This window comes from Cupriavidus sp. YAF13, from assembly GCF_052113425.1.
GTDB lineage: Bacteria > Pseudomonadota > Gammaproteobacteria > Burkholderiales > Burkholderiaceae > Cupriavidus.
Map to the genome: position 1 here is coordinate 1 of NZ_JBFRDD010000048.1, position 25,552 is coordinate 25,552.

Sequence of the window (25,552 nt, forward strand, 5' to 3'; positions counted from 1 at the left end):
GATGATCATGGAGCGGCCTGCCGCGCGTGTCGGCAACCAGCCCGATTGGTGCGGCGAGCACGGCCGGAATGCTTGGCGTCATCGAGCGGTAGCGATGGTCGCGCAGGTCGAAAATGGGAATGACGGATTCGGTCATGGCTTGAGGGCAATTGATGCGCGGCCGCTTCAGCCGGGCGCAGTCAGCCCGCGCTCGACGGCGTAGACCGCGATCTGCACGCGGCTCGTCAGGTTGAGCTTCTTGAGGATATTCTGCACATGGATCTTGACGGTGCTTTCCGCCACGCCCAGCTCGCGCGCGATCTCCTTATTGCTTTCGCCGCGCGTGAGGCCACGCACGATCTCATGTTCGCGCGAGGTAAGCCGGGGCTCGTCGCTCGCGCTGGCTGCCGCTGTCGCGGCGGGGTTGGTGGGCGCACGGAATTGCGCGACAAGTTTTGCCGTCATGCTGTGAGAAATGACCGCCTCTCCCGCCGCGGCGCGGCGGATGGCGCTGGTCAGCGTTTCCGCTTCGATATTTTTTAACAGATAGCCCCGGGCACCGCTGCGCAGGGCGGCCGCCAGTTCCTCGGCTTCCTCCGACACGGTGAGCATCACCACGGCAGTGTCGGGCAAGTCTTCCACCAGCAGCTGCAGGGTTTCTAGCCCCGACAGGCCGGGCATGTTCAGGTCCAGCAGGATCACGTCGGGCCGGTGCTGCTTGGCCCGCTTGACGCCCTCTACGCCATCCGCCGCTTCGTCGACGATCTCGAAATCGGTCTGGCGCGCAAGCAGGGCGCGCACACCCGAGCGAAACAGGGAGTGGTCGTCTATCAGGAGGATACGGATGGTCATGATATTCACCTTGAAAAAAAAGCTGGCGAGACAGTTTGGTGGCCGTGCCGTTCACTAGCGCGGCAGGATGAGCTCAACTCGCGTGCCCGTGCCCCGTTCGGCAACGATCCGCAGCGTGGCCGATAGCCGGGCCGCGCGCTCGCGCATGATGTGCAATCCCACATGGGATTGATCGTCTGCCGCCGGCTCCGCGGGGTCGAAGCCATCGCCGTCGTCCTCCACGATCATGCTGAAGGTGCGTCCATTGCGCACGATGACGCTGGCATAGGCGGCACGCGCATGCTTTCGCACATTGGAAAGGGCCTCCTGCAGGATGAACAGCACCTGCAGTTGCTGCTCGGGCTGCAGGGGCGGCCCGCCCTGGGCGTCATTGAACACCAGGGCAAGCTCCGTGCTGCTCTGGCGCCGGAATCGCGCCACGGTGTCTTCCACTGCCTGGCGCAGCTCGCCATGCGCCAGCTTGCTGCGGAAGTTGAGCAGGAGTTCACGCACATCCTGGTAGCTTTCTTCCACACCGCAACGCAACAGCGGCACGATAGCGCGCGTCTCGTCCATATCGTTGCGCGAGACCGCATCTTCCAGCACCTGCACCTGCAGGTTCAGGTAGTTAAGGCCCTGGGCAATGCTGTCGTGCAGGCCCTGCGCCACCAGGTTGCGCTCTTCCACCACCGCGAGCTGGCGTGCGGTTTCCGACAGGTGCAGATGATCGAGCGCCACGCCGATATGCTGCCCCAGCGTCTCAAGCAGGCGTATGTCCGAAGCGGGCAGCTGCAAGGGATCGCGAAAATGCAGGGAGAAGGTGCCCAGCACCGCACGCTGCGTTTCGATGCGGAACACCGCAAGCCCCGGGAAGCCTTCCCTTGCGCAGCCAAAGCGCACACCGGCTGACGGCCCGCTGGCTGACAGCGCCGGGCCTTTGTTGAGGTCTTCGATCAGCACGACCGATTCGCTCGCCGCCTCGCCACAGAAGCACGCATCCACCTTCATGCAGTGCTCGGCCTCTTCCAGTTCCGCGGAGAGGCCGACCGATACCAGCAGATGAAGCTGGTTGTGGTCCGCATCGATCATGCGCACGCTGCCGCCGTCGGCATCGAACTGCTTCATCACGCGCTGCAAGAAGCCGCGGCAAAGCGCCTCGCCGTCGTTTGGCATATTCAGGAAGGCGGCCATGTCGTAGAGCGCCGCGAGGTCGCGGTTGTGCCGCGCCAACTCCGCCGTCTTCTGCGCCACGCGCGCTTCCAGATCCTGGTATAGCCCCTGCAGTTCGCCTGCCATCTGGTTAAAGCCTTGCGCCAGCATGCCGAACTCGTCGCTGGTTTCCACCGGCAGCCGCAGGGAGAACTCCCGCGCGGCCATGCGGTACAAGCCGTCCTGCAAGCGCATGACCGGAAGGATGATCCAGATGTAGAGCAGGTAGATGACGGCTACCGTGCCCATGCAGGCCATGGCCGCGAGTCCCGCCTGCGACAACCGCAGCAGGGTGGTCTTCATGGCGTTCTCTTGCTCGATCATGCTGACCAGGCGATTGACCTGATCCACGAAGGAAGCCAGCGCCGCCGGGTAGGTGGGCGGTTCGCCGTTCGCGGCGGCCAGGTCGGCGAGCGCGAGCGGCTTGATACGCCGGTGCCAGTCAAGGTCTACCCGGTCAAGTTGCGCGTGGATGCCAGGGTCGTCCGGCAGGAACAAGGGGCGTGCCGGATCGCCCTGGCGCAGGCGTGCCAGGGTGGCATCCAGCCCGGTGATCTGAGCCTCCAGTTGATGGCTTGCGCCGGCCCGTGCCCTGGCGAGCTCGATGGCGACGCGATTGGCACGCATGCGCAAGCTGCCGGCATCGTTGATGGCCGCGCCCGCGCCTTCGAGTTGCCATGACAGCCACAGCGTCCCGGAGATCATGGTCAGCACGATCAGCAGCGCGCCCAGCGAGAGCGAGACGATCCGCGTCGACAGGCGGTGGCGCAAGCCTGGCAACGCTGCCTGGGTACGCGGTGGGGTGACGGACGGCTCCGTGGCGGGAGCGGGTGGGCAAGGGGGCGTGAGGTCTACCATGGGGTTCCGGCCCCTGGCATCAGGTTTGCGCTCTGGAACGGCGCTTCAGGGGCTTGTCGCATTATTGACGGCAAGCCGGCGAGCGGGCTTGCGCCAGATCAAGGTCATATGCGGCTACAGGTAGTTCCTGGTGCACTTTCTGAAAATATCATGGCGTGACACAATGACGCGGCGCCGGGCCACGTGCTCGGAAAGCCTGCCGGACACCGCCGCCAACGGCTTTGCGCCGCGCGCTTGCATTCGCTCAGCAGCCCGGCCACGCCCTTGATGCCTGCATCGACCTAGGTCACCTGCCCGCCGTCCGCGCGAGGCCGTCAGGCCGCCGCGGCTGCCGCGCCTTGTGGCGTGCCCAGGCCTGTAGGCATTTCGCCGGTGAGCAGGTAGTGCATCAGTTCGCGTACCGGGCGGATGGCCTCGCCGAACGGCAGGCCCCCCTTGCCACGGAAGAACAGCCCGCGCTCCACGTCGCCGCGCATGGCCTGGGCCAGCTTGAGATCGATACAGAACTGGCCGACACGGCCGATGCCGTCACGCAGGCCGCAGGCCTGCAGGCAGTCGAAGCCTTCGAGGCAGTCGCGGACCTTGGCGCGGGCCTGCAGCGTGGCTTCGCGCGACAGGTAGCGCTTGAGCCATGGCGTCAGTACGGCGCGTGCCGGCAGGCCTGCCACGCTGGTGAATTCGCTCAGTTGTTCGGGGCGCGCGCTGGCCAGGACTTCCTTGAAAGCCGGGTGCGCATCCCCTTCCTCGGTCACGGCGAACGCCGTCCCCAGTTGCACGGCGCTGGCGCCTTCACCCAGCCAGTGGCGGACCTTGGCGTGGCTGTTGATCCCGCCCGCAAGGATCAGGGGCACACTTTCCCAGGCCAGCCCCAGTCCGGCGAACACTTCACGGCATTCGGCCAGCACGCGTGCGAAGGAGAAGCGCCCGTCTCCGATATCGTCGATGCGCGAGGCACCGAGGTGGCCGCCGGCGTGCGCCGGATCTTCGATGACGATGGCGTCAGGCAGGCGGTTCTTCTTCATCCACTTGCGCAGTACCAGCCCCACGCCGCGCGAATCCGACAGGATGGGGATCAAGGCAATGTCCGGGTGGCCGGCCGTGAGGTCGGGCAGGTCCAGCGGCAGTCCCGCGCCCATCACGATCGCATCGGCACCGCTCTCGCACGCCTGCCGGACCAGCGCGGCATGCGAGCTGACGGCCTTCATGACGTTGACCGCGATGGCGCCGCGCCCGCCCGCGAGGCGCCGCGCGCCCTGGATCTCGCGATCCAGTGCCACCAGGTTGGCCGCCTCTATCCTGGCCTTGTCGCGCGACCTGGCGGTGGCCGCCAGCAGGTCCGGGTGATGGTGGCGCAGGTCGATGCTGGCAATGGTGCCCATGCCGTTCTGGCTCGCCACCGCGCCCGCCAGCCGGTGCGCGGAAATGCCGATACCCATGCCGCCCTGTACCACCGGGACCAGCCGGCGGCCAATCAGCTTCAGCCAATGTTGTTGCATATCACTCTCGGTGAGGCATCCCGCTCGCCGGCGGAGATGCCGTGCGCGGCAGGAAAGCGGCATAGGTTTGCATGGACGCGCGCCGGGAAATTTGCGCTGGATCAATCAGCGCACGGCACGATACCAATGGCCTATGCCACTCGGCGGATGGCCCTCGTCCGGTGCGCGCGCCGCCGCGCACGCTTTTGCGCCTGGTCAACTGGTTCGTCGCGGGGCTTGGCTAGGATCCTGGCTCACAGGCGTTCGCCGCCGCCGTGGCGCATGCGGACTCCGAAACCCCGTTGAGCCTATCCAATGACATCCAACACATCCGGCGCAACGCGCCGACCGCAACTGGTTGCGCCCGCCGGCTCGCTGGCGGCGCTGCGCGTGGCGCTGCAACGTGGCGCCGACGCCGTCTACCTCGGCCTGCGCGACGCCACCAATGCGCGCAACTTCGGCGGGCTGAACTTCACCGAGGCCGACATCCAGGCAGGCGTGGCCGAGGCCCACGCGCAAGGCGCGGAAGTCTTGTTCGCCATCAATACCTTCGCGCAGATGGGCGCGGTGGCGAGCTGGCATCGCGCCGTCGATGCCGCGGCGGAACTGGGCGCTGACGCTGTCATCATGGCCGACCCCGGTCTCATGGCCTATGCCCGCGAGCGCCATCCGCAATTGCGTCTTCATCTGTCGGTGCAAGGCTCGGCCACGCACGCCGACGCCATCGCGCTGATGCGCGCGCGTTTCGGCATACACCGGGTGGTGCTGCCGCGCGTGCTGACGCTGGCGCAGATCGGCAAGCTTGCGCGCCAAACCGATGTGGAGCTCGAAGTGTTTGGCTTCGGCAGCCTGTGCGTGATGGCCGAAGGCCGCTGCCTGCTGTCTTCCTACGCGACCGGCGACTCGCCGAACAACAAGGGGGTCTGCTCGCCCGCGCACGCGGTACGCTGGGAAGAGCGCGAGGGAACCATGCAGGCGCGGCTGTCCGGCATCCTGATCGACAGCTACGCACCGGGCGAGCCCGCCGGCTACCCGACGTTGTGCAAAGGGCGGTTCGAGGTGGAAGGCGAACGGGGCTACGTGCTCGAGGAGCCGACCAGCCTCAACGCGCTGTCGCTGCTGCCGGCGCTGATCGGCATGGGCATCGCTGCCATCAAGATCGAAGGCCGCCAGCGCAGCCCGCGTTATGTGGGCGATGTGGTCGGCGTGCTGCGTGCGGCGATCGACGCGGCCTGCATCGATCCGGCGCGCTTCACAGCACGCCAGGAATGGCAGGGCGTGCTTGGCCGGCACGCCGAGGGTGACCAGGTTACCCAGGGCGCGTACGACCGGCCGTGGCGCTAAGAGAGGTCCGCCGTGCCTTTGCCTGCCGCATTCCTCATGCCTCACGGCATCCAACTTTCCTCTGGAACCAAACTGCCAATGAACGATTCGATGATCGACCCCGCCGCAGCCACGGCGGCCCGCTTCGGCATCTCGCTCGGCCCGCTGCTGTACTACTGGCCGCGTGCCACGGTCATGCAGTTCTATGCCGAGGTCGCCGACTCCGCGGTCGACCGCGTCTACCTGGGCGAAACCGTTTGCACCCGCCGCCATGAACTGCGCCATGCGCATTGGCTGGAGATCGCGCAGATGCTGCGGGACGCCGGCAAGGAAGTCGTGCTTTCGACCCCGGTGCTGGTCGAGTCCGACAGCGATATCGCCTGCATGCAGCGCGTTTGCGAGCAGACCGAATATCTGGTCGAGGCCAACGACCTCGGCGCGGTCAACCGGATGGATGGACGCCCCTTTATCTGCGGGCCGCATCTTAACGTGTATCACGCGGATACGCTTGCCTGGCTGAGCGGGCTGGGTGCCATCGCATGCGTGCCACCGCTGGAAATGGACCGCACCGCGCTGGCGGCGCTTGCGGCGGCTCGCCCGGCGGCCACGGGGCTGGAGGTACTGGTCTGGGGCCGCATGCCGCTGGCGTTTTCGGCGCGTTGTTTCACAGCGCGCCATCACAGGCTGCGCAAGGACAACTGCGAGTTCCGCTGTCTGGATTACCCGGATGGCCTGGTGGCCTCGACCGGAGAGGGCCAGCCATTCTTCACGCTCAACGGGGTGCAGATCCAGTCCGCGACTTGTCTCGACCTGTGCGCCGAAGTGCCGGCCTTGATGGCCATGGGCATTGGCTCGGTGCGCGTCAGCCCGCATGCCAGCGCCACGCTGGATGTGGTGGCGGCGCTGGCGGGACTGCGGTACGGCGCACGGACCACGGTCCCCGGCGGCCTGCTGCCGGCGGGGGCGCAGCCCAGCAATGGCTACTGGGATGGACGCGCCGGCATCGCCTGGCAGGAGGCGCACGCATGATCGGCCCCAAAGCCATGCTCGCACGGCTGCACCGCGCGGTGCCGGCGCAGGCCCAGGCCTTACCCCTGGTGGCCGCGCTGGAGCTCGCGCGGCGGCGTGGGTGGCTGCAGCCACCGGCGGCGCTCGACGGCCACTGCTTCCTGCTCACGGTGGAGGATCTTGGCCTGCGGGTGCGCTTTCGCTGCACGGACGGCCGTTTTGCCGCCGGGCCCTTTGATGGCAGCCCGCCGGAGCTGACGTTGCGCGCCAACGCTGTCGATTACCTGCGTCTGCTGGGCGGGGAGGCCGATACCGATACGCTGTTTTTCCAGCGGCGCCTGGCGATCGGTGGGGATACTGCGCTGGGGCTGGAGGTGAAGTACTGGCTGGACACCGTGAACCGGCCGGAATGGCTCACCGGCCTGACCAGGCATCTGGCGGCGGATGCCGTCACGCCGCAGGCTAGCTGACGACGCGGCAAGGGCGGCTGGGGGAGAGGGAGCCAAAGCCGTCGTCATGACAAACGGCTTCGGCGCATCCTGCGGCTTCGGCCGACGCTGTTGGTTTGCTCCCCTCTCCCACTTGTGGGAGAGGGAGAGACAGCCGTCGTCATTCCAAGCTGTTTTGGCGCATCTTGTCGCCCTCGGCCAATGCCGCCGGTTTGTCAGCAAACCGGGGCGACGCATCCTTGAGCGCCGACAGCGCCGACAGCGCCGACATTACGGCCTGCCAGGCCGCGCCTGCCTCCGCTTCGCTGCATTCGCCGTGCTGCCGCTTGGTGGCGCCCAGGCGATTGAGCACCAGATGCTGGTCGGGTTCCACCCCGGCGCTGGCCAGGCAGGCGTTCACGCAGGCCAGCGGGCAGCCGTCCAGGGCCAGGATCGGGCGGCCCGAACGGGCCACCCTGGTGAGCGCGGCAACGCCGCCGCCAACCCCGCTGATGCAGGACATCTCGGCCATCCCGCTGCGGTCCAGCCGCACGGCGAAGGTGTTGGCGAGCTGCGCCACGCTGGAGCAGCCGGAGCAAGCATAGACGAGGGGCAAGGATGTGGTGTCAGCCTTGGGCATTGAGATATCTCCGGACTTGATGTGCGGTCTTTGGGAACGTCGGAAAGCCCTCAGGAAGCGATCGCCGACGGCTCGCATCGGGTGATGCCCGCGGACAAAGCGGCGAGGCGTTCGCCACGCGGCGCGGCAGCGCCGTCCAGCTCGCACAGCCTGAGAATAAAGCGCGCCACCTGGGCAGCCTGGTCGAGCGGCAGGCACGGCATGCCGATATCGAGCGGCACGTCGCTGGCCACCGCGACGATGGACGCGTCGCGCGGGTAGTAGGGCGCGCGCCCGTGCGCCGGCCGATACACTTCGATGCGCGCGATGGCTTCGCTGCGGAGGCCTTCCACCAGGGTCAGGTCCGCCGGCGCCAGGCGTGCCACCTGCTCGCGCAAGGTGGGCTCCGGCGCGCCGTTCAGGTCGTGCAGGATGGCGAAACGGAATGGCGAGGCCACTAGTACCTCGCCGGCACCGGCCTGGCGAAACCGCGCGCTGTCCTTGCCCGGAGGCTCGAGTTCGAGGGGATGGTGGCTATGCTTGATGACGTTGACGGTCAGCCCTTGCTGGCGGAACCAGGCGAGCATGGCCGTGATCAGCGTGGTCTTGCCGCTGCCCGAGGTGCCGGCGATGCCAATGATGGCGGGTTGCATGACTGTTCTCCCATGGATTGCGTCCGGGCAGGCTGACTGGCGAAGCACGGCGCGCGTTCCAGAGGGGCACGATGCGTGCGCCTCTGGCTTGCCAGTGCCAGGGCCTGTTGCCGGAGGTGGCGGTGAAGGTTGCTTATTGCACCAGCGGCGTTCCGGCGCCGCCCAGGTCGATCCCTTCGATGCTGGCTCCGCCGATCAGCAGGCTTGCATACTGCTTCCAGGCGCGGTCGCGCGCCGCCGCCGCGAGGGCGCGGGCGATGGATTGCCGCACGGCATCGAACGGCAGTTGCACGCCTTCGCAGCGCTCGATGACCCGCACCACGTGCAGGCCATAGCGCGTTTCGACCAGCCGGGCCAGCACGCCGGGGTTGCGTGCCGCAAAGATGGCGCGCTCGAACTCGGGCGCGGTCTCGCCGCGGAACACGCGGCCAAGGCGCCCGCCGCCGGCGCCGGTGGGGCAGTTGGAGCGCGCTCTGGCCAGCCCGTCGAATGCCGAAGGATCGGCCAGCACCTGCGCGAGGGTGGCCTCGGCCGTTTCGCGCAGCGCATCGAGCGGGACGCGTGGCGTCACCTGGAACAGGATGTGCCCGGCCTCGACCCATTCGCCCTCGCGGAAGCGCTCCACGTGGCTATCGTAATGCCGGCGGCAACTGGCCTCGTCCGGTTCGGGCAGCCCGACTTCCCGCTCCAGCAGAGCTTGCGTCAGTGCTTCGTCGTCGCTGCCGGGCAGTCCGAGCTGCCGCGCTTGTGCACGCACCAGATGGCGCAGGATCAGGGTAACCACGGCATGCCGGGTGGGCTCATGCGAGTCGGTATGATGGTCCAGTTCGCGTTCGATCTCGGCATCTTCCAGTTCGACGCCGTTGACTAAGATGGGCATGGTTTTCTCCTTGCAGGATGGCGGGTTCGCGGGGCGGGCTTCAACGGCTGCGCACCAGTTGCCAGGCGCGGCCCAGGTAGCCGACGGTTCCAAAACCGCTCCACACGTGCACCAGCCGGGTGAAGGGGAAGATGACGAACAGCGAGATCCCCATGAACAGATGGATCTTGAACAGCAGCGGTGCGTCGGCGATATAGCTGGCGGCGTCCCCGCGCAGGGTGACGATGTGCTGCGCCCAGGTCATGAGCTGCACCATCATGTGGCCGTCCATATGGCGGGACGATTCAAAGATGGTGGAAAGGCCCAGCAGCAAGGTCACCAGGATCCACAGCAGCAGCACCTTGTCACCGGTGCGCGTGACCGCGGACACGCGGGCATTGGTAAAGCGGCGGTGGAGCAGGATCAGCAGGCCGGACAGGCACATGGTGCCCATCAGGCCGCCGGCCGCCATGGCCACGCCTTGCTTGAAGCCATGCGAGACACCTAGTGCGTCCCAGACCGCCACCGGCGTCAGCAGGCCCGTCAGATGGCCGAAGAACAGCCCGATGATGCCGACGTGAAAGAGGATGCTGCCCACGCGCAGGTTGCCGCGATGCAGCAGCTGCGAGCTGTCGCTCTTCCAGCCGTACTGTTCGCGCTCGAAGCGCGCCAGGCTGCCGAACAGGAAGACGACCAGGGCGATGTACGGATAGATGCCGTAGAGGAATTGGTTGAGCAGGTTCATGGTCGATGCCTCAGCAAGCGGTGGGCATGGGCGGGCGGGTTGGCGTGCGGGTTGGCGTGCGGGGTGGCGTGCGGGGTGGCGTGCGGGGTGGCGTGGATCCACGGGCGTAGAAGTGCACGGGCTGGTCGCCCAGCGGGCGCGGCGCGAGCAGCGGCTCCACGCCGTCCGCGCCGGGGCCGAAGGTCTCCAGCGCTTCGTCCATGTCGCGCACCGGTGGCTCGGTCTGGGGTTGCGGCTGCACGTCCGTGAGCGTGCGCAGTACGGCGAACGCCGCGGCATACGGGCTCTCGTTGCGCGCCAGCCGGTCGCCGACCGCGGCGAGCACGTGGATGGCGTCGCCCAGCAGTTGTTCGGCATGCGCGTCCTTGCCGTCTGCAGCCAGCGCGCCCAGGAACTCCAGGAACAGCGGCACGTAGTCGGGCAGCTCCGCCTCGGCGGGCTCGAAGCCCCCGCGACGGTATTCGTCGATCAGGTCGACCATTGCCTGGCCGCGATCCCGGCTCTCGCCGTGCACGTGTTCGAACAGGTGCAGCGAGTGGGCGGGGTTGCGGTCGAAGGTGGCGACGTAGTTCTCCTGGAGCTCGATCAGCGTGTTCGTCTTCAACAGATCGCCCAGCGGCGCCAGCGTGGCTTGGGCCTGCGGCCACTCGGCCAGCGCGGCGTCGATTTCAGGCAAGGCGTCGAGCAGATCCTGCTCGGGATAGCACAGCAGGGCGCTAAGGATGGGGTAAAGCGGCATGGGAAGGCTCCTGTTCTGTATGGATGGCGAAAATGCGGGTGCCGGCCGCCCCCCGTTTGCCAACGGGGGCGGGGCAGGAAGTCAGGCGCAGGTCATGACGCCGCCACGGCTTTCTTGCGCGATTTCGGCATGTCCGCGAACATCACGCTGCCTTGCGGCTTCTTGCCGAACAGGGAGCCGTCCGACGTCCCGCCCGAGCATCCGTTGCCGAACGTGAAGCCGCAGCTAGCCTTGTCGTTGAAGCTGTCCTCCACCATTTCCTTGTGCGAGGACGGGATCACGAAACRATCCTCATAGTTGGCGATCGCCATGATCTGGTACATGTCTTCCACCTGTGCCGGCGTCAGGCCGACCTGCTCCAGCACAGCCAGGTCCTGCACGCGGTCCACCACTTCCGAGCGCTTGTAGGCGCGCATGGCCAGCATCCGTTCAAGCGCCTTGAGCACCGGCGCGACTTCCCCCGCGGTCAGCAGGTTGGCCAGGTACTTGACCGGGATGCGCAGGCTCTTCACGTCCGGAATCACGCCGTTCATGCCCATGTGGCCAGCCTCGGCGGCCGACTGGATCGGCGACAGCGGCGGGATGTACCACACCATCGGCAGCGTGCGGTACTCGGGGTGGAGCGGGAAGGCCACCTTCCATTCGCAGGCCATCTTGTAGACCGGCGACTTGCGCGCGGCGTCCAGCCAGCTTTGCGCAATGCCCTGGCGCAGCGCTTCGGCCTGGACGGCCGGATCATGCGGATCCAGGAAGATGTCCAGCTGCGACTGGTAGAGATCCTGTGTGTTCTCCACCGAGGCGGCTTCCTGGATGCGGTCGGCGTCGTACAGCATCACGCCCAGGTAGCGGATCCGGCCGACGCAGGTTTCCGCGCAGACGGTGGGCTGGCCCGCTTCGATGCGCGGATAGCAGAACAGGCATTTCTCGGCCTTGCCGCTTTGCCAGTTGTAGTAGATCTTCTTGTACGGGCAGCCGGAGATGCACATGCGCCAGCCGCGGCACTTGTCCTGGTCGACCAGCACGATGCCGTCGTCCTCGCGCTTGTAGATCGAGCCGGACGGGCAGGAGGCCACGCAGGTCGGGTTAAGGCAATGCTCGCACAGGCGCGGCAGGTACATCATGAAGGTGTTCTCGAAGGTCGAGTACATCTCCTTTTGCACGTCTTCGAACAGCTTGTCCTTGCTGCGCGCGCTGAACTCGCCGCCCAGGTCGTCTTCCCAGTTCGGGCCCCATTCGATCTTGTCCATCTTCTTGCCGGTCAGCACCGACACCGGACGGGCGGTGGGCGGCGTCTGCACCAGCGGGGCCTTCTGCAGGTGCTCGTAGTCGTAGGTGAACGGCTCGTAGTATTCGTCGATCTGCGGCAGGTTGGGGTTGGTGAACAGCTTCGCCAGGATGCCCAGCTTGCTGCCCTGGCGCGGCTCGAGCTTGCCGGCGGCATTGCGCGTCCAGCCGCCATGCCACTTGTCCTGGTTCTCCCATTCCTTGGGATAGCCGATGCCGGGCTTGGTCTCGACATTGTTGAACCAGGCGTATTCCACGCCGTCGCGGCTGGTCCAGACGTTCTTGCACGTAATCGAGCAGGTATGGCAGCCAATGCATTTGTCCAGGTTCAGGACCATGGCTACCTGGGCGCGGATTTTCATTGCTCAGCTCCTTCCTTGGCTTGTTTTTCCACCAGCGGGCCTTCCAGCCAGTCGACCTTGTTCATCTTGCGCAGGATCACGAACTCGTCGCGGTTGCTGCCGACGGTGCCGTAGTAGTTGAAACCGTAGGCCAGCTGCGCATAGCCGCCGATCATGTGGGTGGGCTTGGTGACCGTGCGGGTCACCGAGTTATGGATGCCACCGCGCATGCCGCTGGTTTCGGCGCCGGGCACGTTCACGATCTTCTCCTGGGCGTGGTACATCAGGCACATCCCCTTGGGGACCCGCTGGGACACCACCACCCGCGCGGTCAGCGTGCCATTGACGTTGAAGACTTCCACCCAGTCGTTGTCGCGGATGCCRCTGGCCTTGGCCTCGGTCTCGGAGATCCAGACATGCGGCCCGCCGCGCGACAGCGTGAGCATGCGCAGGTTGTCCGAGTAGGTGGAGTGGATGCCCCACTTCTGGTGCGGCGTGATCCAGTTCAGCACCAGCTCGGTATTGCCGTTGGGCCTGGCGCCAAGCATCGGTGCGACGGTCTTGGTGTCGATGGCGGGCTTGTAGACACAGTTGCCCTCGCCAAAGTCCAGCATCCAGCGATGGTCCTGGTAGAACTGCTGGCGGCCGGTCAGGGTGCGCCAGGGAATCAGCTCGTGCACATTGGTGTAGCCCGCGTTGTAGCTGACTTCCTCGGATTCGAGCCCGGACCAGGTCGGCGCGGAGATGATCTTGCGCGGCTGCACCTGGACGTCGCGAAAGCGGATCTTGTCGTGCTCGCGCCCGGCGGCCAGGTGGGCGTGATCCCGCCCGGTGATGGCCGACAGCGCCTCCCACGCCTTCACCGCGACGTGCCCGTTGGTTTCCGGTGCGAAGGTCAGGATCATCTCGGCGGCGTCGATGGCGGTATCCAGCCGCGGCCGGCCCTGGCTCACGCCGGGTTCGTCGACCGTCTTGCTGAGCGCGCCGATCTCCTTGACTTCGTGGCGGGTATCCCAGTTGATGCCCTTGCCGCCGTTGCCGTGCTTGTCGAGCAGCGGCCCGATCGAGGTGAACTTCTTGTAGATGTCGGCATAGTTGCGCTCCACCACGGTCATCGATGGTGCGGTCTTGCCGGGAATCAGCTCACATTCGCCGCGCTTCCAGTCCTTCGGCTCGAACGGCTGGGCCAGCTCGCCCGGGGTGTCATGCAGCAAGGGGCTGCAGACCAGGTCCTTGCGGGTGCCCAGGTGGGCGCCGCCGATCTCGCTGAACTTCTTGGCGATCGCCTTGTAGATTTCCCAGTCCGTGCGGCTCTCCCACAGCGGCTGCACCGCCTCCGACAAGGGGTGGATGAAGGGATGCATGTCGGAGGTGTTGAGGTCGTCCTTCTCGTACCAGGTCGCGGTCGGCAGCACGATATCGCCGTACAGGCAGGTGGTGCTCATGCGGAAATCGAGCACGGTCAGCAGGTCGAGCTTGCCTTCGGCGGCGGGGCGGACCTTCACTTCGCTTGGCGTGATGGCGTCGGCCTCGTCGCCGAACACGGCGTTCTGGGTGCCGAGCAGGTACTTGAGGAAGTACTCGTGTCCCTTGCCCGAGCTGCCGAGGATATTCGAGCGCCAGACGAACATGTTGCGCGGGAAGTTCTCCGGGTTGTCGGGGTCGTCGCAGGCGAACTGCAGGCCGCCGGACTTCAGTTGTTCGACCGTATAGGCGACCGGGTCCTGGCCAGCCGCCGCGGCGGCATCGGCGACATCGAGCGGGTTGCTGCTCAGCTGCGGCGCCGAGGGCAGCCAGCCCATGCGCTCGGAACGGGCGTTCAGGTCGAGCAGCGAGAGGTTCTCGTACTTGGCCTTGTCGGCGGTCGGGGACAGGATCTCGTCCACGGCGAGCTTCTCGTGGCGCCACTGGCTGGTGTGGCTGTAGAAGAACGAGGTGCCGTTCATCTGGCGCGGCGGGCGTGCCCAGTCCAGGCCAAAGGCCAGCGGTGCCCAGCCGAATTGCGGGCGCAGCTTCTCCTGGCCCACGTAATGCGCCCAGCCGCCGCCGCTCTTGCCCACGCAGCCGCACAYCATCAGCAGGTTGATGATGCCGCGGTAGATCATGTCGTTGTGGTACCAGTGGTTGAGCCCGGCACCGACGATCACCATGCTCTTGCCCTGGGTGCGATCGGCGTTGTCGGCGAACTCGCGTGCCACCTGTATCACCAGGTGGCGCGGTACCGTGGTGTGCTTCTCCTGCCAGGCCGGCGTGTAGGGCACGTCGTCGTCGAAGGACGTGGCCACGTTGTCGCCGCCCAGGCCCTGGTCCACGCCGTAGTTGGCCATCTGCAGGTCATAAACCGTGGCCACCAGCGCGCTGCCGCCGTCCGCCAGCGTAATGCGCCTGGCCGGGACGCGGCGCTTGAGCAAGGCATCGTGCTCCGCGCCGAAATACGGGAAGCCGACTTCGGCTACTTCGTGCTCGGCCGCCATCAGCGAGAGCAGGGGGTCAAGCGCGCGTCCGCTGCCCCCGTCCTTCATTTCCAGGTTCCAGCGGCCTACCTTCTCGCCGTCGTTGTGGGCGGCCTCGCCCCAGCGAAAGCCGATGGTGCCGTTGGGGGCCGCGAAGTCGCCGCTGGCGCTATCGATGACCAGGGTCTTCCATTCCGGGTTGTTGGCTTCGCCGCGGGCGCCGGCCAGGTGGGAGGCGCGCAGGAAATGATCGGGGACCAGCGTGCCGCCGTTGTCGCGCAGCAGCACCAGCATGGGCATGTCGGTGTACTGCCTGATGTAGTCGCGGAAATAGGCGGAGCGTGCGTTCAGGTGGAATTCCTTCAACACCACATGGCCCATGGCCATGGCCAGGGCGGCGTCGGTGCCTTGGGTGGGTGTCAGCCAGATATCGCCGAACTTGACCATCTCGCCGAAGTCGGACGACACGGCCACGGTCTTGGTGCCCTTGTAGCGGACTTCGGTATAGAAGTGGGCGTCCGGGGTGCGCGTCTGCGGCACGTTGGAGCCCCACACCATCAGGTAGGTGGAGTTGTACCAGTCGGCCGATTCCGGCACGTCGGTCTGCTCGCCCCAGACTTGCGGGCTGGCCGGCGGCAGGTCGCAGTACCAGTCATAGAAGGACAGGCAGACCCCGCCCAGCAGGCTCAGGTAGCGCGCCCCGGCGGCGTAGGACACCATCGACATGGCCGGAATCGGCGAGAACCCGACCACGCGGTCCGGGCCGAAGCGCTTGATGGTAAAGGCATTGGCCGCCGCGATCATCTCCGTGGCAGTGTCCCAGTCGGCCCGCACGAATCCGCCCAGGCCGCGCACGCTCTTGTAGCGCTTGGCCTTGACGGGATCCTGGCTGATCGAGGCCCAGGCGGCCACGGGGTCCATGGTCTTGCGGGCTTCGCGCCACATCTCCATCAGGCGGCCGCGGATCATCGGGTACTTCACGCGTTGCGCCGAATAGACGTACCAGCTGTACGAGGCGCCGCGCGGGCAGCCGCGCGGCTCGTGGTTGGGCAGGTCGGGCCGGGTGCGCGGATAGTCGGTCTGCTGCGTCTCCCAGGTGATCAGTCCGTTCTTGACGTAGACCTTCCAGGAGCACGAACCCGTGCAGTTCACGCCGTGGGTGGAACGCACGATCTTGTCGTGCTGCCAGCGGCTGCGGTATCCGTTCTCCCACCGGCGGTCCTCGTCCACCACGGCGCCGTGTCCACCCGCGAAGGTGGACTTGACGCGCGACATGAATTTCAGTCGATCCAGAAAATGGCTCATTGTTGTTCTCCGCGAGTGCTTTTGCTGACCGTTGGGCAATCGGTCCAGGGATGTTCCAAGCTTATGGGCAGGGCCCGGCCGTGCCCATTCGCTGGTGGAGGAGTAGGGTGCGATGCGCTCGGGCTAGTCCGGCCGTGGCCGCCTAGTTCGAAAGAACTAGGCCGGCCGGCGCCGTTCAGCAAGGCATGGGCGCGTTCTTGCGCGCGTAGTACCACCAGGTCACCAGCACGCAGCTCACGTAGAAGACGACAAAGCAGTACAGCGCCGCGTCCGCCGAGCCGGTCAACTCCAGCGAGGTGCCGAAGCTCTTGGGAATGAAAAAGCCGCCGTAGGCGCCGATGGCGCCGGAAAAACCCAGCACCGCGGCCGATTCCTTGCCGGCGTCCAGCAGCGCCTGCTTTTGCGCCGCGGCGTCCTTGCCGCGCGCGGCGCGCTGGCGCTCGGTCAGGAAGATCACCGGGATCATGCGGAAGGTCGAGCCATTGCCGATGCCGGTCAGCGCGAACAGCACCACGAACGCGGCCAGGAAGCCCTGGAAGCTGCCGCCGGCGCCGTCATGCGGCAGCGTGGCCAGCACGCCGAACACGGCGGCAATCATCGCCACGAAGCTCCACAGCGTGACCCGTGCTCCGCCCAGCTTGTCCGACACCCACCCACCCACCGGCCGCATCAGCGCGCCCACCAGTGGCCCGAGGAAGGCGTAGGCGGTAGGGTTGACGCCGGGAAACTGCGACTTGGTGAGCAGCGCGAACCCGGCCGAGAAGCCGATAAACGAGCCGAAGGTGCCCACGTACAGCCAGCACATCAGCCAGTTGTGCTTGCGCTTGAAGATCACCGCCTGGTCGGCGAACGAGGCGCGCGCATCGGCAATGTCGTTCATGCCGAACCACGCGGCGAGGGTGGCGGCCAGGATGAACGGCACCCAGATAAAGCCGGCGTTCTGCAGCCACAGGCTCCTGCTGACTTCGCCGGCCTGGTAGGTCTGGGGTTCGCCGCCAAAGGCACCGAACAGCCCCACGGAGACCACCAAGGGGGTGAGGAACTGCACCACCGACACGCCCAGGTTGCCGATGCCGGCATTGAGCCCCGTCGCCAGGCCCTTCTTGGCCTTGGGGAAGAAGAAGCTGATATTGGACATCGAGGAACTGAAGTTGGCGCCGCCGAATCCGCACAGCAGCGCCAGCACCAGCAAGGTGGGATAGCTCGTGGCCGGGTCGCGCAGCGCGAACCCCATGCCCAGCGCCGGCACCAGCAGCGTGGCGGTGGAGATGGCCGTGAACCGGCGGCCGCCGAAGATCGGCACCAGGAAGGCGTAGAAGATGCGCAGCGTGGCGCCCGAGAGCGCGGGCAGCGCGGTGAGCCAGAACAGCTGGTTCTTGCTGAAGCGGAAGCCAGCACGGTCCAGGTTCACCGCCACCACGCTCCACAGCATCCAGATCGCGAAGGCGAGCATCAGGGCGAGGATCGAGATCCACAGGTTGCGGTAGGCGATGCGCTCGCCATGGGTGCGCCAGAAGGTCGCGCTTTCGGGCTCCCAGCGGGTTAGTACGGAGCTAGACATGACAATGTCCTATGTGACGGAAGGAGGAATGAGGAATCGGGAAACCGGGGAATCGGGGAATCGGGGAACCGGGAAATCGGGGAGGAGCAACGCCGGTTCAGGCCGGCTGCGCCGCCAGCACGCGCTGGCCGGCGCCCGCGCCCTTGCCGCGCTGGCTGTAGTGCATCCACACCAGGCTCACGCAAACGGTGCCGTACAGCAGCATGAAGCAGCTGCTGCGCACGCCGGTCAGGTCCGCCAGCAGGCCGAACAGCACCGGCAGGATGAAGCCGCCCAGGCCGCCGGCCAGCCCCACCACGCCGGACACGGCGCCGAGGTTGTGGCCGAAATCGTTGGCGATGAACTTGAACACCGAGGCCTTGCCCACCGCCATGGCAATGCCGACGATAAAGAGCAGCGCGGTGAAAGGCAGCGCCGACAGGCCGATATGGAAAGCCTGCGGGCCGCGCGCCGTGTGAATGATGAAATCGGTCTGCGGATAGCTGAGGAGGAAGAACGCCACCCAGCACACCCACATCACCCACCAAGTGGTGCGGTGCGCGCCGTAGCGGTCGGAGATCCAGCCGCCGATGGCGCGCAGCACGCCTCCCGGCAGCGAGAAGCAGGCCGCCAGCAGGGCGGCGATCTTGATGTCAAAGCCATACTCGCCGATGTAGTACTTGGTCATCCACAGCGACAGGCCGACATAGCCGCCGAACACCACCGAGTAATACTGCGAGTAGCGCCACACGCGCGGGTCGCGCAGCATGGCGAGCTGGGCGCGCAGGCTGGCCGAGGACGTGGCGCGGTGAGCGGGATCGCTGGACGAGCACACCCAGAACAGCACCGCCGTGACCAGCATGGCGATGGCATACACGCGCGGCACCACGGTCCAGCTGCCGCCGGCGGCAACGATCAGCGCCGGTGCCACGAACTTGGTCAGGGCCGAGCCGGAGTTGCCCGCGCCGAAGATGCCCATGGCCAGGCCCTGGCGGGAGCGCGGGAACCAGCGCGCCACATAGGGCGTGCCCACCGAGAACGAGCCGCCCGCCAGGCCCACGAACAAGCCCAGGATCAGCAACTGCGGGAGCGTGGTGGCATGCGAGATCATCCAGATCGGGATGACCGTGACCAGCATCAGCACAAAGAAGACGATGCGGCCACCGTAGCGGTCGGTCCAGATACCCAGCGGCAGGCGGACCAGCGCGCCGCTGAGCACGGGCGTGGCGGCCAGCAGGCCGAACTGGGTTTCAGACAGGCCGAGCTGCTGCTTGATGGGAATGCCCAGCACCGCAAACATCATCCATATGGCAAAGCAGATGGTGAAGGCGAAGGTGCTGGATGCCAGCACCGCATAGGCGCGGCGTGGTACCGGCTCGCGCGGGAGGGGTTGGGTGGCCATGGCCATGCTCCTGTGTCAACAATGACGATTGGCTCCCAGCGTAGAGAGCGCGACCGCAATTGACCATTCGCCGGCAGCACATGTGCAGGTGCCGGTGGAGCTAGTTCCAATGGGGAGGGGTGTGCCCGCTCGGGGCAGACATGGCGCCGTGGAAGAGGCGCCAGGCCAAGTGTCGGGATACGTTCAGCCCGCGTTGCGTTGCGGCCTGTCGTCGTGCTTGATGCCGAGCCGGCGGGCAAGCTTGTGCAGGTTGCTCGCGTCCACGCCCAATTGGCGGGCGGCCTGTGCCCAGTTGCCGCCCCGCGTGGCCAGTGCCTGCTCGATGCAGTGCCGCTGGCATTGGTCCATCGCCTCGCGCAAGGTGGCTGCCGTAGGCGCGAACGCAACCGGCTCGGCGCTTGGGGGCGGGGCTGCGGCACCGGCCGGCGCCGGCTCCAGCCCATCGAGATCGAGGCGTTCCGCCTCCAGGGTGACGATATCGTTGCGGTTCGCGCCGCGGCTGACGGTCTTGAGCGCCGCCCGGCTGATGACATGCTCCAGCTCGCGCACATTGCCCGGCCACGGGTAGCGGCGCAGGGCGGCTTCCGCGGCGGTGGACAAGCGCAGGCTGCGCAGGCCGAGCCGGGCGCGATTGAGTTCCAGCATCCGGCCCGCCAGCAGCAGCACGTCGTTGCCGCGCTCGCGCAGCGGCGGAATCGGGATCGGGTAGACCGAGAGCCGGTGATACAGGTCGGCGCGAAACGACCCGTCGCGCACGTGATCGCGCAGGCTGCGATTGGTGGCCGCGATGATGCGCACGTCGACGCGGCGCGGCCGGTCGGAACCCAGGCGCTGGATTTCGCCGTTCTGCAAGGTGCGCAGCAGCTTGGCCTGGATCGAGAGCGGCAGCTCGCCCACCTCGTCAAGGAACAGCGTGCCGCCGTCGGCCGCTTCGAAGCGGCCAGGCCTTTCGCCCACCGCGCCCGAGAACGCGCCCTTGGCGTGCCCGAACAGCTCGCTCTCGGCCAGCGATTCCGGCAAGGCGGCGCAATTGACATGGATGAGCGGTTGCGCGCGCCGCCGCGAGAGCCGGTGCAGCCGGTGCGCGAATAGTTCCTTGCCCACGCCGGTTTCACCCAGCAGCAGCACCGGGAGCTCCGAGTCGGCCACCACCGTGAGCTCATGCAGCAAGCGGCCGATCGCCTCGCTCTGGCCAATGATCTCGCCATCGTCCCGGGCCGTGTCGCCCAGCGGGGCTTCGCCGCGCGTAAGCCGCAGCGCGCGGATCTCGGCTTCCAGCCGTGTCGTGCGGATCGCGGCCTCGACGACTACCGTCAACTGCCGCAAATCGGCCTGCGCCGCTTCGCCAAAGGTGCCGACGGCCAGCGCGTCGAGCGTCAGCACGCCCCACGGCTGGCCTTCCACATGCAGGCTCGTGCCCATGCAGTCGTGCACCGGGAGGGGCTCGCCCACGTGCTCGTCGATCAGCCCGTCGTAGGGGTCGGGCAGCACGCTGTCATGGTGGAAGCAGGTCACGCCGCGCCTGGCCAGGATGGCGGCCAGCCGTGGATGGAGTCCCACCGCGAAACGCCGCCCGAGGGCATCGCGCACCAGTCCGTCGATCGCCACCGGCCGCAGTTGATCTTCTTCCAGTTGCAGGAGCGCGACGGCGCCGCAGCGGAAGTGGGCACGCAGGCTGCTGACCAGCCGCTGCAGCCGCACTGCCTGCGGAAGGTCGGCAACGAGGTCCGTCAGCAAGAGATTCTCCATCATGGTCAATTAAACCCTATTGGGTATTTTTCACCCCTGTTCGGTAAGGGTAAATAATACCCTCAAAAAATTAAGTCATTGATTCTTTGCATGAATTTTTCAGGCACGGGTTTCGCTATGTGAGTGACGCACCCCTTACAAAGGAGAACATCATGAGCATGACTGAACAATCGCTGGGCCAGCTTGCCCGCAAGATCCCCGGCGCTACCCGCGTGTTTCACGACTACCAGCTGGATTTCTGCTGCGGCGGCAAGCAGAGCCTGGGCGAGGCCGCGCAAGCAGCAGGCCTGGATGCGCAGGCGATCGAGGCACGCCTACTATTGCTGCAAGCCCAGGCGCAGCGCGACGGCCGCGACTGGGGCACCGCGTCCGCGGCCGACCTGATCGCCCATATCCTCGCGCGCTACCACGAGGTGCATCGCCAGCAACTGCCCGAGCTGATCCGCCTGGCGCGCCGGGTGGAGCAGGTGCATGGCGACCGCGAGGATTGCCCGCTTGGCCTGGCGGACCACCTCGGGGTCATGCAGCAGGAGCTGGAGAGCCATATGCAAAAGGAAGAGCAGGTCCTGTTCCCGTTGCTTGCACGCGAGCTCGGCAACATGGCGGGTGGCCCCATCTCGGTCATGCGCATGGAGCACGACGAGCACGGGCAGGCGCTGCAACAGCTCAATGCCTTGACCAATGACATTACCTTGCCCCGCGCCGCGTGCAACACTTGGCGCGCGCTGTACCTCGGGCTGCGTACCTTGCGCGAAGACCTGATGGAACACATCCATCTCGAGAACAACATCCTGTTCGACAACGCTGAGCAAGCCGCTCCGGCCCACGCCTGATCCCACCGCGACAGGCACACGCATCACAGCGAGACCCATCATGGGACAATACAAAAGACTCTGGTTCACCCTGATCGCCGTCGTGGCGGTCACCTTTTCGCTGCTTGGGTACTACGGCACCGAGGTCTACCGCAAGGCGCCGCCGATTCCGCAGCAAGTCGCGACCGCTGACGGCAAGGCCCTGTTCAGCAAGGACGATATCCTCGACGGCCAGACCGCATGGCAATCCGTCGGCGGCATGCAGCTCGGCTCCATCTGGGGCCACGGCGCCTACCAGGCGCCGGACTGGACCGCCGACTGGCTGCACCGCGAGCTGACCGCCTGGCTCGACCTGGCCGCGCGCGATACCTACGCCCGCACCTATGCCGCGCTCGACGGGCCAACCCAGGCCGCGCTGCGCGAGCAGCTCCGCGCCGAGTACCGTGGCAACCGCGCCGACCAGGACAGCGGCGTGCTCACTGTCTCCAGGCGCCGGGCGCAGGCCATTGCCGCCACCGCCGCTTACTACGAACGGCTGTTCTCCGACGCACCGGAGCTGCGCAAGAGCCGCGAGAGCTTCGCCATGAAGGAGAACACGCTGCCCAGCGCCGAACGCCGCGTGAAGCTGACTCACTTCTTCTTCTGGACCGCATGGGCTGCCGCCACCGAGCGCCCCGGCCTCACCGCCACCTACACCAATAACTGGCCGCACGAGCCGCTGATCGGCAACCAGCCCACCAGCGAGAACATCATCTGGTCCATCGCCAGCGTGGTAGTGCTGCTCGCGGGCGTTGGTTTCCTGGTCTGGGCCTGGTCATTCCTGCGCGGACATGAAGAGGCACCGCCCGCCGTGGCCGCGCGCGACCCGCTCACGGCGTTCGCGCTCACGCCGTCGCAACGCGCACTGGGCAAATACCTGTTCCTGGTGGTGGCGCTGTTCGTGTTCCAGGTGCTGATCGGCGGCCTGACGGCCCATTACACGGTGGAAGGGCAGAAGTTCTACGGCCTTGAGCTGTCGAAGTGGTTCCCGTACACGCTGCTGCGCACCTGGCACATCCAGAGCGCGCTGTTCTGGATCGCCACCGGCTTCCTGGCCGCCGGCCTGTTCCTGGCGCCGCTCATCAACGGCGGCAAGGACCCGAAGTACCAGAAGCTTGGCGTGGACGTGCTGTTCTGGGCCCTGGTGGTCGTGGTGGTGGGCTCGTTTACCGGCAACTACCTGGCGATCGCGCAGGTCATGCCCGAGAACCTGAACTTCTGGCTGGGGCATCAAGGCTACGAGTACGTCGACCTGGGCCGCCTGTGGCAGATCGGCAAGTTCGCCGGCATCCTGTTCTGGCTGGTGTTGATGCTGCGCGCCATCGCGCCGGCGCTGCGCACGCCGGGCGGCGACAAGAACCTGCTGGCCTTGCTGACATCCTCGGTGGTGGCCATCGGCCTGTTCTACGGGGCCGGCCTGTTCTACGGCGAGCGCACCAACCTGTCGGTGATGGAGTACTGGCGCTGGTGGGTCGTGCACCTGTGGGTCGAGGGCTTCTTTGAAGTGTTCGCCACCACGGCGCTGGCCTTTATCTTCTCCACGCTTGGCCTGGTGTCGCGGCCGATGGCCACGGCGGCTAGCCTGGCATCGGCGTCGCTGTTCATGCTGGGCGGCTTGCCTGGCACCTTCCACCATCTCTACTTCGCCGGCACCACGACGCCGGTGATGGCGGTGGGCGCCAGCTTCAGCGCGCTCGAAGTCGTACCGCTGATCGTGCTGGGCCACGAAGCCTGGGAGAACTGGCGCCTGAAGGACCGCGCACCGTGGATGGCCAGCCTGAAGTGGCCGCTGATGTGCTTCGTCGCCGTGGCGTTCTGGAACATGCTGGGCGCCGGCGTATTCGGCTTCATGATCAACCCGCCGATCTCGCTGTATTACGTGCAGGGCCTGAACACCACACCGGTGCATGCCCATGCCGCGCTGTTCGGCGTCTACGGCTTCCTGGCGCTGGGCTTCACGCTGCTGGTGCTGCGCTATATACGGCCTGCCTATGCGCTGAACCAAGGCTTGATGAAGACGGCGTTCTGGGGGCTCAACGCGGGCCTGGTCCTGATGATCGGCACCAGCCTGCTGCCCATCGGCATCATCCAGTTCCACGCCAGCGTCAGCCAGGGGCTGTGGTATGCGCGCAGCGAGGCCTTCATGCAGCAGCCCATCCTGCAGACGCTGCGCTGGGTGCGCACCTTCGGCGACGTGGTGTTCATCGCCGGCGCGCTCTCGATGGCGCTGCAAGTGGTACTGGGCCTCGCCGGCAAGGCACCGGCGCTGACTGCGCCGGAAAGGCGCCTGAACGCAGCGCAACAGTGAGCAGGCAGCGGGTTGCGGCGGACCTGCCGCGGCAACCCGCTTTGGTTGAAGTCAACAACAAGAACAACATCATCATGAAAACACGCCGCTTCTTCTCTCCCGTTTCCATTTCCATTGCCGCCGCAGTGCTGGCGGGCACACTGTCCACGGGCGGCCTGGCGGCCGCACCCGGGCAAGCGCCTGACGATCGTGGACCGGTCGGTGTCGCGCAGGCTGGCCTCAAGCGCTACGACCTGCAAACCAATATCGTCGACGGCAAGATGGTGTTCGTCGACCAGGCGGGCAAGGTCAACCCCGTACTGCGCGCGGAAGTCGGCGATACGGTGGAGATCTCCATCGCCAGCGGCGAGGGTGCCGAACATGACCTCGCCATTCCCGGGCTGAACGTCGCATCCAAGCGTTTCAGCGCCGCCACCGGCCCGGCGACATTGCGCTTTACCGTGACGCAGCCGGGCAAGTTCGTCTACATCTGCACCGTGGCCGGCCACCGGCAGATCGGCATGGAAGGCGTGTTCGAGGTCGGCGGCACGGCCAGCACGCCCGCCTCGGCGCAGGGCGAGGCCGGCCGCTCGGCCACTGCCCTGTACACCGTGGCGGCAGCGTCGCCGCGCGCACCCGACCCGGCCGCCGTCAGCGTCGCGGGTGATCCCGCCGCCGTGCCCGCGCCCATCGGCGCGCGCGCCCCGCAGACACTGAAGTACCGCATGGAGACGGTCGAGCTGGCCGGGCATCTCGACGATGGCACCTCGTTCACCTACTGGACCTTCGACCGCAAGGTGCCCGGGCCGATGCTGCGCGCCAAGGTAGGCGACACCATCGAGCTGACGCTGGCCAATGCCCGCGACAGCAAGATGATCCACTCCATCGACCTGCACGCGGTCACCGGCGGGCACGGCGGCGGCGCGCATACGCAGGTGGCGCCGGGGCAGGAGAAGACGATCACCTTCAAGACGCTCAATCCGGGGTTGTACGTTTACCACTGCGCGACGCCGCTGGTGCCTCAGCACATCGCGGCGGGCATGTACGGCATGATCCTGGTCGAGCCCGAGGGTGGCTTGCCGAAGGTCGATCGCGAGTACTACGTGATGCAGGGCGAGATGTACACCACGCGGCCGCATGGCGCGCCCGTGCACCAGGAAGCCGACCTCGAAAAGATGGCCGCCGAGCTGCCGGATTACTACGTCTTCAACGGCGCGGTCGGCTCGCTGTCCAAGACCCACAAGCTGCTTGCCAACGTGGGTGAGACGGTGCGCATCTATTTCGGCGTGGGCGGTCCCAACAAGGTGTCATCGTTCCACGTGATCGGCGAGGTATTCGATACGGTCTACAGCGAGGGCTCGCTGAGCAGCATCAAGCACGATGTGCAGACCACCCTGGTGCCGCCCGGCGGCGCCACGATCGTCGAGCTGAAAGTGCAGTACCCCGGCAGCTACCTGCTGGTGGACCATGCGCTGTCCCGTGCCGGCAAGGGCCTGGTCGGCGTGCTGGATGTCGCCGGCAAGGCCGACCCGGCGATCTACCGGGAGGGCACTACGCGCTGAAGCCAGTCCGGCGGCGCGGACTCCCGTGCCGCCGGCAAAGACTGGAAAAGAC

The 25,552-nt window shown here is 66.6% G+C and carries 19 protein-coding genes; 6 read left to right on the forward strand and 13 right to left on the reverse strand.

Features of this window, described 5'->3' with window-relative positions; translation table 11 throughout:
• Positions 1 to 165: 165 nt before the first annotated feature.
• From AB4061_RS30500 to AB4061_RS30510, 3 genes are all read right to left on the reverse strand, one after another.
• A complete protein-coding gene (locus tag AB4061_RS30500; RefSeq protein WP_441639946.1) occupies positions 166 to 831 on the reverse strand; it encodes a response regulator in 666 nt (221 codons plus the stop codon).
• Between the two features lie 54 nt (positions 832 to 885).
• Positions 886 to 2,877: a type IV pili methyl-accepting chemotaxis transducer N-terminal domain-containing protein gene (locus tag AB4061_RS30505; protein ID WP_441639947.1), complete on the reverse strand. Its 1,992-nt coding sequence runs from the start codon at positions 2,875 to 2,877 to the stop codon at positions 886 to 888.
• Positions 2,878 to 3,191: 314 nt separating this feature from the next.
• Positions 3,192 to 4,373, reverse strand: coding sequence for an NAD(P)H-dependent flavin oxidoreductase (locus AB4061_RS30510; RefSeq protein ID WP_441639948.1), 1,182 nt, complete (start codon positions 4,371 to 4,373; stop codon positions 3,192 to 3,194).
• A 294-nt stretch (positions 4,374 to 4,667) separates the two neighbouring features.
• Between AB4061_RS30510 and ubiU the strand changes: the two genes are divergently transcribed.
• From ubiU to ubiT, 3 genes are all read left to right on the forward strand, one after another.
• On the forward strand, positions 4,668 to 5,696 hold the full coding sequence (gene ubiU, locus AB4061_RS30515; protein WP_441639949.1) for a ubiquinone anaerobic biosynthesis protein UbiU: 1,029 nt from the start codon (positions 4,668 to 4,670) through the stop codon (positions 5,694 to 5,696).
• A gap of 78 nt (positions 5,697 to 5,774) precedes the next feature.
• Positions 5,775 to 6,704, forward strand: a complete 930-nt coding sequence (locus AB4061_RS30520) for a U32 family peptidase (RefSeq protein WP_441639950.1) — start codon at positions 5,775 to 5,777, stop codon at positions 6,702 to 6,704.
• Positions 6,701 to 7,153: a ubiquinone anaerobic biosynthesis accessory factor UbiT gene (ubiT, locus tag AB4061_RS30525; RefSeq protein ID WP_441639951.1), complete on the forward strand. Its 453-nt coding sequence runs from the start codon at positions 6,701 to 6,703 to the stop codon at positions 7,151 to 7,153. The genes AB4061_RS30520 and ubiT overlap by 4 nt, the downstream gene beginning before the upstream one ends.
• 139 nt (positions 7,154 to 7,292) lie before the next feature.
• Here the strand turns inward: ubiT and AB4061_RS30530 are convergent, their stop codons facing one another.
• The 10 genes from AB4061_RS30530 to norR form a co-directional block, all read right to left on the reverse strand.
• Positions 7,293 to 7,751 carry a putative zinc-binding protein gene (locus AB4061_RS30530; RefSeq protein WP_441639952.1) on the reverse strand — a complete coding sequence of 153 codons (459 nt, stop codon included), beginning with the start codon at positions 7,749 to 7,751 and terminating at the stop codon, positions 7,293 to 7,295.
• A gap of 50 nt (positions 7,752 to 7,801) precedes the next feature.
• On the reverse strand, positions 7,802 to 8,383 hold the full coding sequence (mobB, locus tag AB4061_RS30535; protein ID WP_441639953.1) for a molybdopterin-guanine dinucleotide biosynthesis protein B: 582 nt from the start codon (positions 8,381 to 8,383) through the stop codon (positions 7,802 to 7,804).
• A 133-nt stretch (positions 8,384 to 8,516) separates the two neighbouring features.
• The gene (locus AB4061_RS30540) at positions 8,517 to 9,263 is read right to left on the reverse strand and encodes a peptidylprolyl isomerase (RefSeq protein ID WP_441639954.1); all 747 of its coding nucleotides are present in this window, start codon (positions 9,261 to 9,263) and stop codon (positions 8,517 to 8,519) included.
• A gap of 40 nt (positions 9,264 to 9,303) precedes the next feature.
• On the reverse strand, positions 9,304 to 9,987 hold the full coding sequence (narI, locus tag AB4061_RS30545) for a respiratory nitrate reductase subunit gamma (RefSeq protein ID WP_441639955.1): 684 nt from the start codon (positions 9,985 to 9,987) through the stop codon (positions 9,304 to 9,306).
• A 10-nt stretch (positions 9,988 to 9,997) separates the two neighbouring features.
• Entirely contained in the window at positions 9,998 to 10,726 is a 729-nt protein-coding gene (narJ, locus tag AB4061_RS30550; RefSeq protein WP_441639956.1) for a nitrate reductase molybdenum cofactor assembly chaperone, read from the reverse strand.
• Positions 10,727 to 10,818: 92 nt separating this feature from the next.
• Positions 10,819 to 12,372, reverse strand: coding sequence for a nitrate reductase subunit beta (gene narH / locus AB4061_RS30555; protein WP_441639957.1), 1,554 nt, complete (start codon positions 12,370 to 12,372; stop codon positions 10,819 to 10,821).
• Entirely contained in the window at positions 12,369 to 16,109 is a 3,741-nt protein-coding gene (locus AB4061_RS30560; protein WP_441639958.1) for a nitrate reductase subunit alpha, read from the reverse strand. Before AB4061_RS30560 ends, narH begins: the two co-directional genes overlap by 4 nt.
• A gap of 175 nt (positions 16,110 to 16,284) precedes the next feature.
• Positions 16,285 to 17,670, reverse strand: coding sequence for a NarK family nitrate/nitrite MFS transporter (locus AB4061_RS30565; protein WP_441639959.1), 1,386 nt, complete (start codon positions 17,668 to 17,670; stop codon positions 16,285 to 16,287).
• A 97-nt stretch (positions 17,671 to 17,767) separates the two neighbouring features.
• Positions 17,768 to 19,051, reverse strand: coding sequence for an MFS transporter (locus tag AB4061_RS30570; protein WP_441639960.1), 1,284 nt, complete (start codon positions 19,049 to 19,051; stop codon positions 17,768 to 17,770).
• Positions 19,052 to 19,234: 183 nt separating this feature from the next.
• Positions 19,235 to 20,803, reverse strand: coding sequence for a nitric oxide reductase transcriptional regulator NorR (gene norR / locus AB4061_RS30575; protein ID WP_441639961.1), 1,569 nt, complete (start codon positions 20,801 to 20,803; stop codon positions 19,235 to 19,237).
• A 149-nt stretch (positions 20,804 to 20,952) separates the two neighbouring features.
• Here norR and ytfE point away from each other — a divergent pair, with 149 nt between their 5' ends.
• From ytfE to nirK, 3 genes are all read left to right on the forward strand, one after another.
• Entirely contained in the window at positions 20,953 to 21,633 is a 681-nt protein-coding gene (gene ytfE, locus AB4061_RS30580) for an iron-sulfur cluster repair protein YtfE (RefSeq protein WP_441639962.1), read from the forward strand.
• Positions 21,634 to 21,673: 40 nt separating this feature from the next.
• Positions 21,674 to 23,959, forward strand: coding sequence for a nitric-oxide reductase large subunit (locus AB4061_RS30585; RefSeq protein WP_441639963.1), 2,286 nt, complete (start codon positions 21,674 to 21,676; stop codon positions 23,957 to 23,959).
• Positions 23,960 to 24,033: 74 nt separating this feature from the next.
• Entirely contained in the window at positions 24,034 to 25,500 is a 1,467-nt protein-coding gene (gene nirK / locus AB4061_RS30590) for a copper-containing nitrite reductase (protein WP_441639964.1), read from the forward strand.
• Positions 25,501 to 25,552: the final 52 nt, after the last annotated feature.

What these genes read in the sequence shown, in the direction of transcription:
- AB4061_RS30500 (WP_441639946.1), bottom strand. Translation starts at nt 831, where the DNA reads ATGACCATCCGTATCCTCCTGATAGACGACCACTCCCTGTTTCGCTCG.
- AB4061_RS30505 (WP_441639947.1), bottom strand. Translation starts at nt 2,877, where the DNA reads ATGGTAGACCTCACGCCCCCTTGCCCACCCGCTCCCGCCACGGAGCCG.
- AB4061_RS30510 (WP_441639948.1), bottom strand. Translation starts at nt 4,373, where the DNA reads ATGCAACAACATTGGCTGAAGCTGATTGGCCGCCGGCTGGTCCCGGTG.
- ubiU (WP_441639949.1), top strand. Translation starts at nt 4,668, where the DNA reads ATGACATCCAACACATCCGGCGCAACGCGCCGACCGCAACTGGTTGCG.
- AB4061_RS30520 (WP_441639950.1), top strand. Translation starts at nt 5,775, where the DNA reads ATGAACGATTCGATGATCGACCCCGCCGCAGCCACGGCGGCCCGCTTC.
- ubiT (WP_441639951.1), top strand. Translation starts at nt 6,701, where the DNA reads ATGATCGGCCCCAAAGCCATGCTCGCACGGCTGCACCGCGCGGTGCCG.
- AB4061_RS30530 (WP_441639952.1), bottom strand. Translation starts at nt 7,751, where the DNA reads ATGCCCAAGGCTGACACCACATCCTTGCCCCTCGTCTATGCTTGCTCC.
- mobB (WP_441639953.1), bottom strand. Translation starts at nt 8,383, where the DNA reads ATGCAACCCGCCATCATTGGCATCGCCGGCACCTCGGGCAGCGGCAAG.
- AB4061_RS30540 (WP_441639954.1), bottom strand. Translation starts at nt 9,263, where the DNA reads ATGCCCATCTTAGTCAACGGCGTCGAACTGGAAGATGCCGAGATCGAA.
- narI (WP_441639955.1), bottom strand. Translation starts at nt 9,987, where the DNA reads ATGAACCTGCTCAACCAATTCCTCTACGGCATCTATCCGTACATCGCC.
- narJ (WP_441639956.1), bottom strand. Translation starts at nt 10,726, where the DNA reads ATGCCGCTTTACCCCATCCTTAGCGCCCTGCTGTGCTATCCCGAGCAG.
- AB4061_RS30565 (WP_441639959.1), bottom strand. Translation starts at nt 17,670, where the DNA reads ATGTCTAGCTCCGTACTAACCCGCTGGGAGCCCGAAAGCGCGACCTTC.
- AB4061_RS30570 (WP_441639960.1), bottom strand. Translation starts at nt 19,051, where the DNA reads ATGGCCACCCAACCCCTCCCGCGCGAGCCGGTACCACGCCGCGCCTAT.
- norR (WP_441639961.1), bottom strand. Translation starts at nt 20,803, where the DNA reads ATGATGGAGAATCTCTTGCTGACGGACCTCGTTGCCGACCTTCCGCAG.
- ytfE (WP_441639962.1), top strand. Translation starts at nt 20,953, where the DNA reads ATGAGCATGACTGAACAATCGCTGGGCCAGCTTGCCCGCAAGATCCCC.
- AB4061_RS30585 (WP_441639963.1), top strand. Translation starts at nt 21,674, where the DNA reads ATGGGACAATACAAAAGACTCTGGTTCACCCTGATCGCCGTCGTGGCG.
- nirK (WP_441639964.1), top strand. Translation starts at nt 24,034, where the DNA reads ATGAAAACACGCCGCTTCTTCTCTCCCGTTTCCATTTCCATTGCCGCC.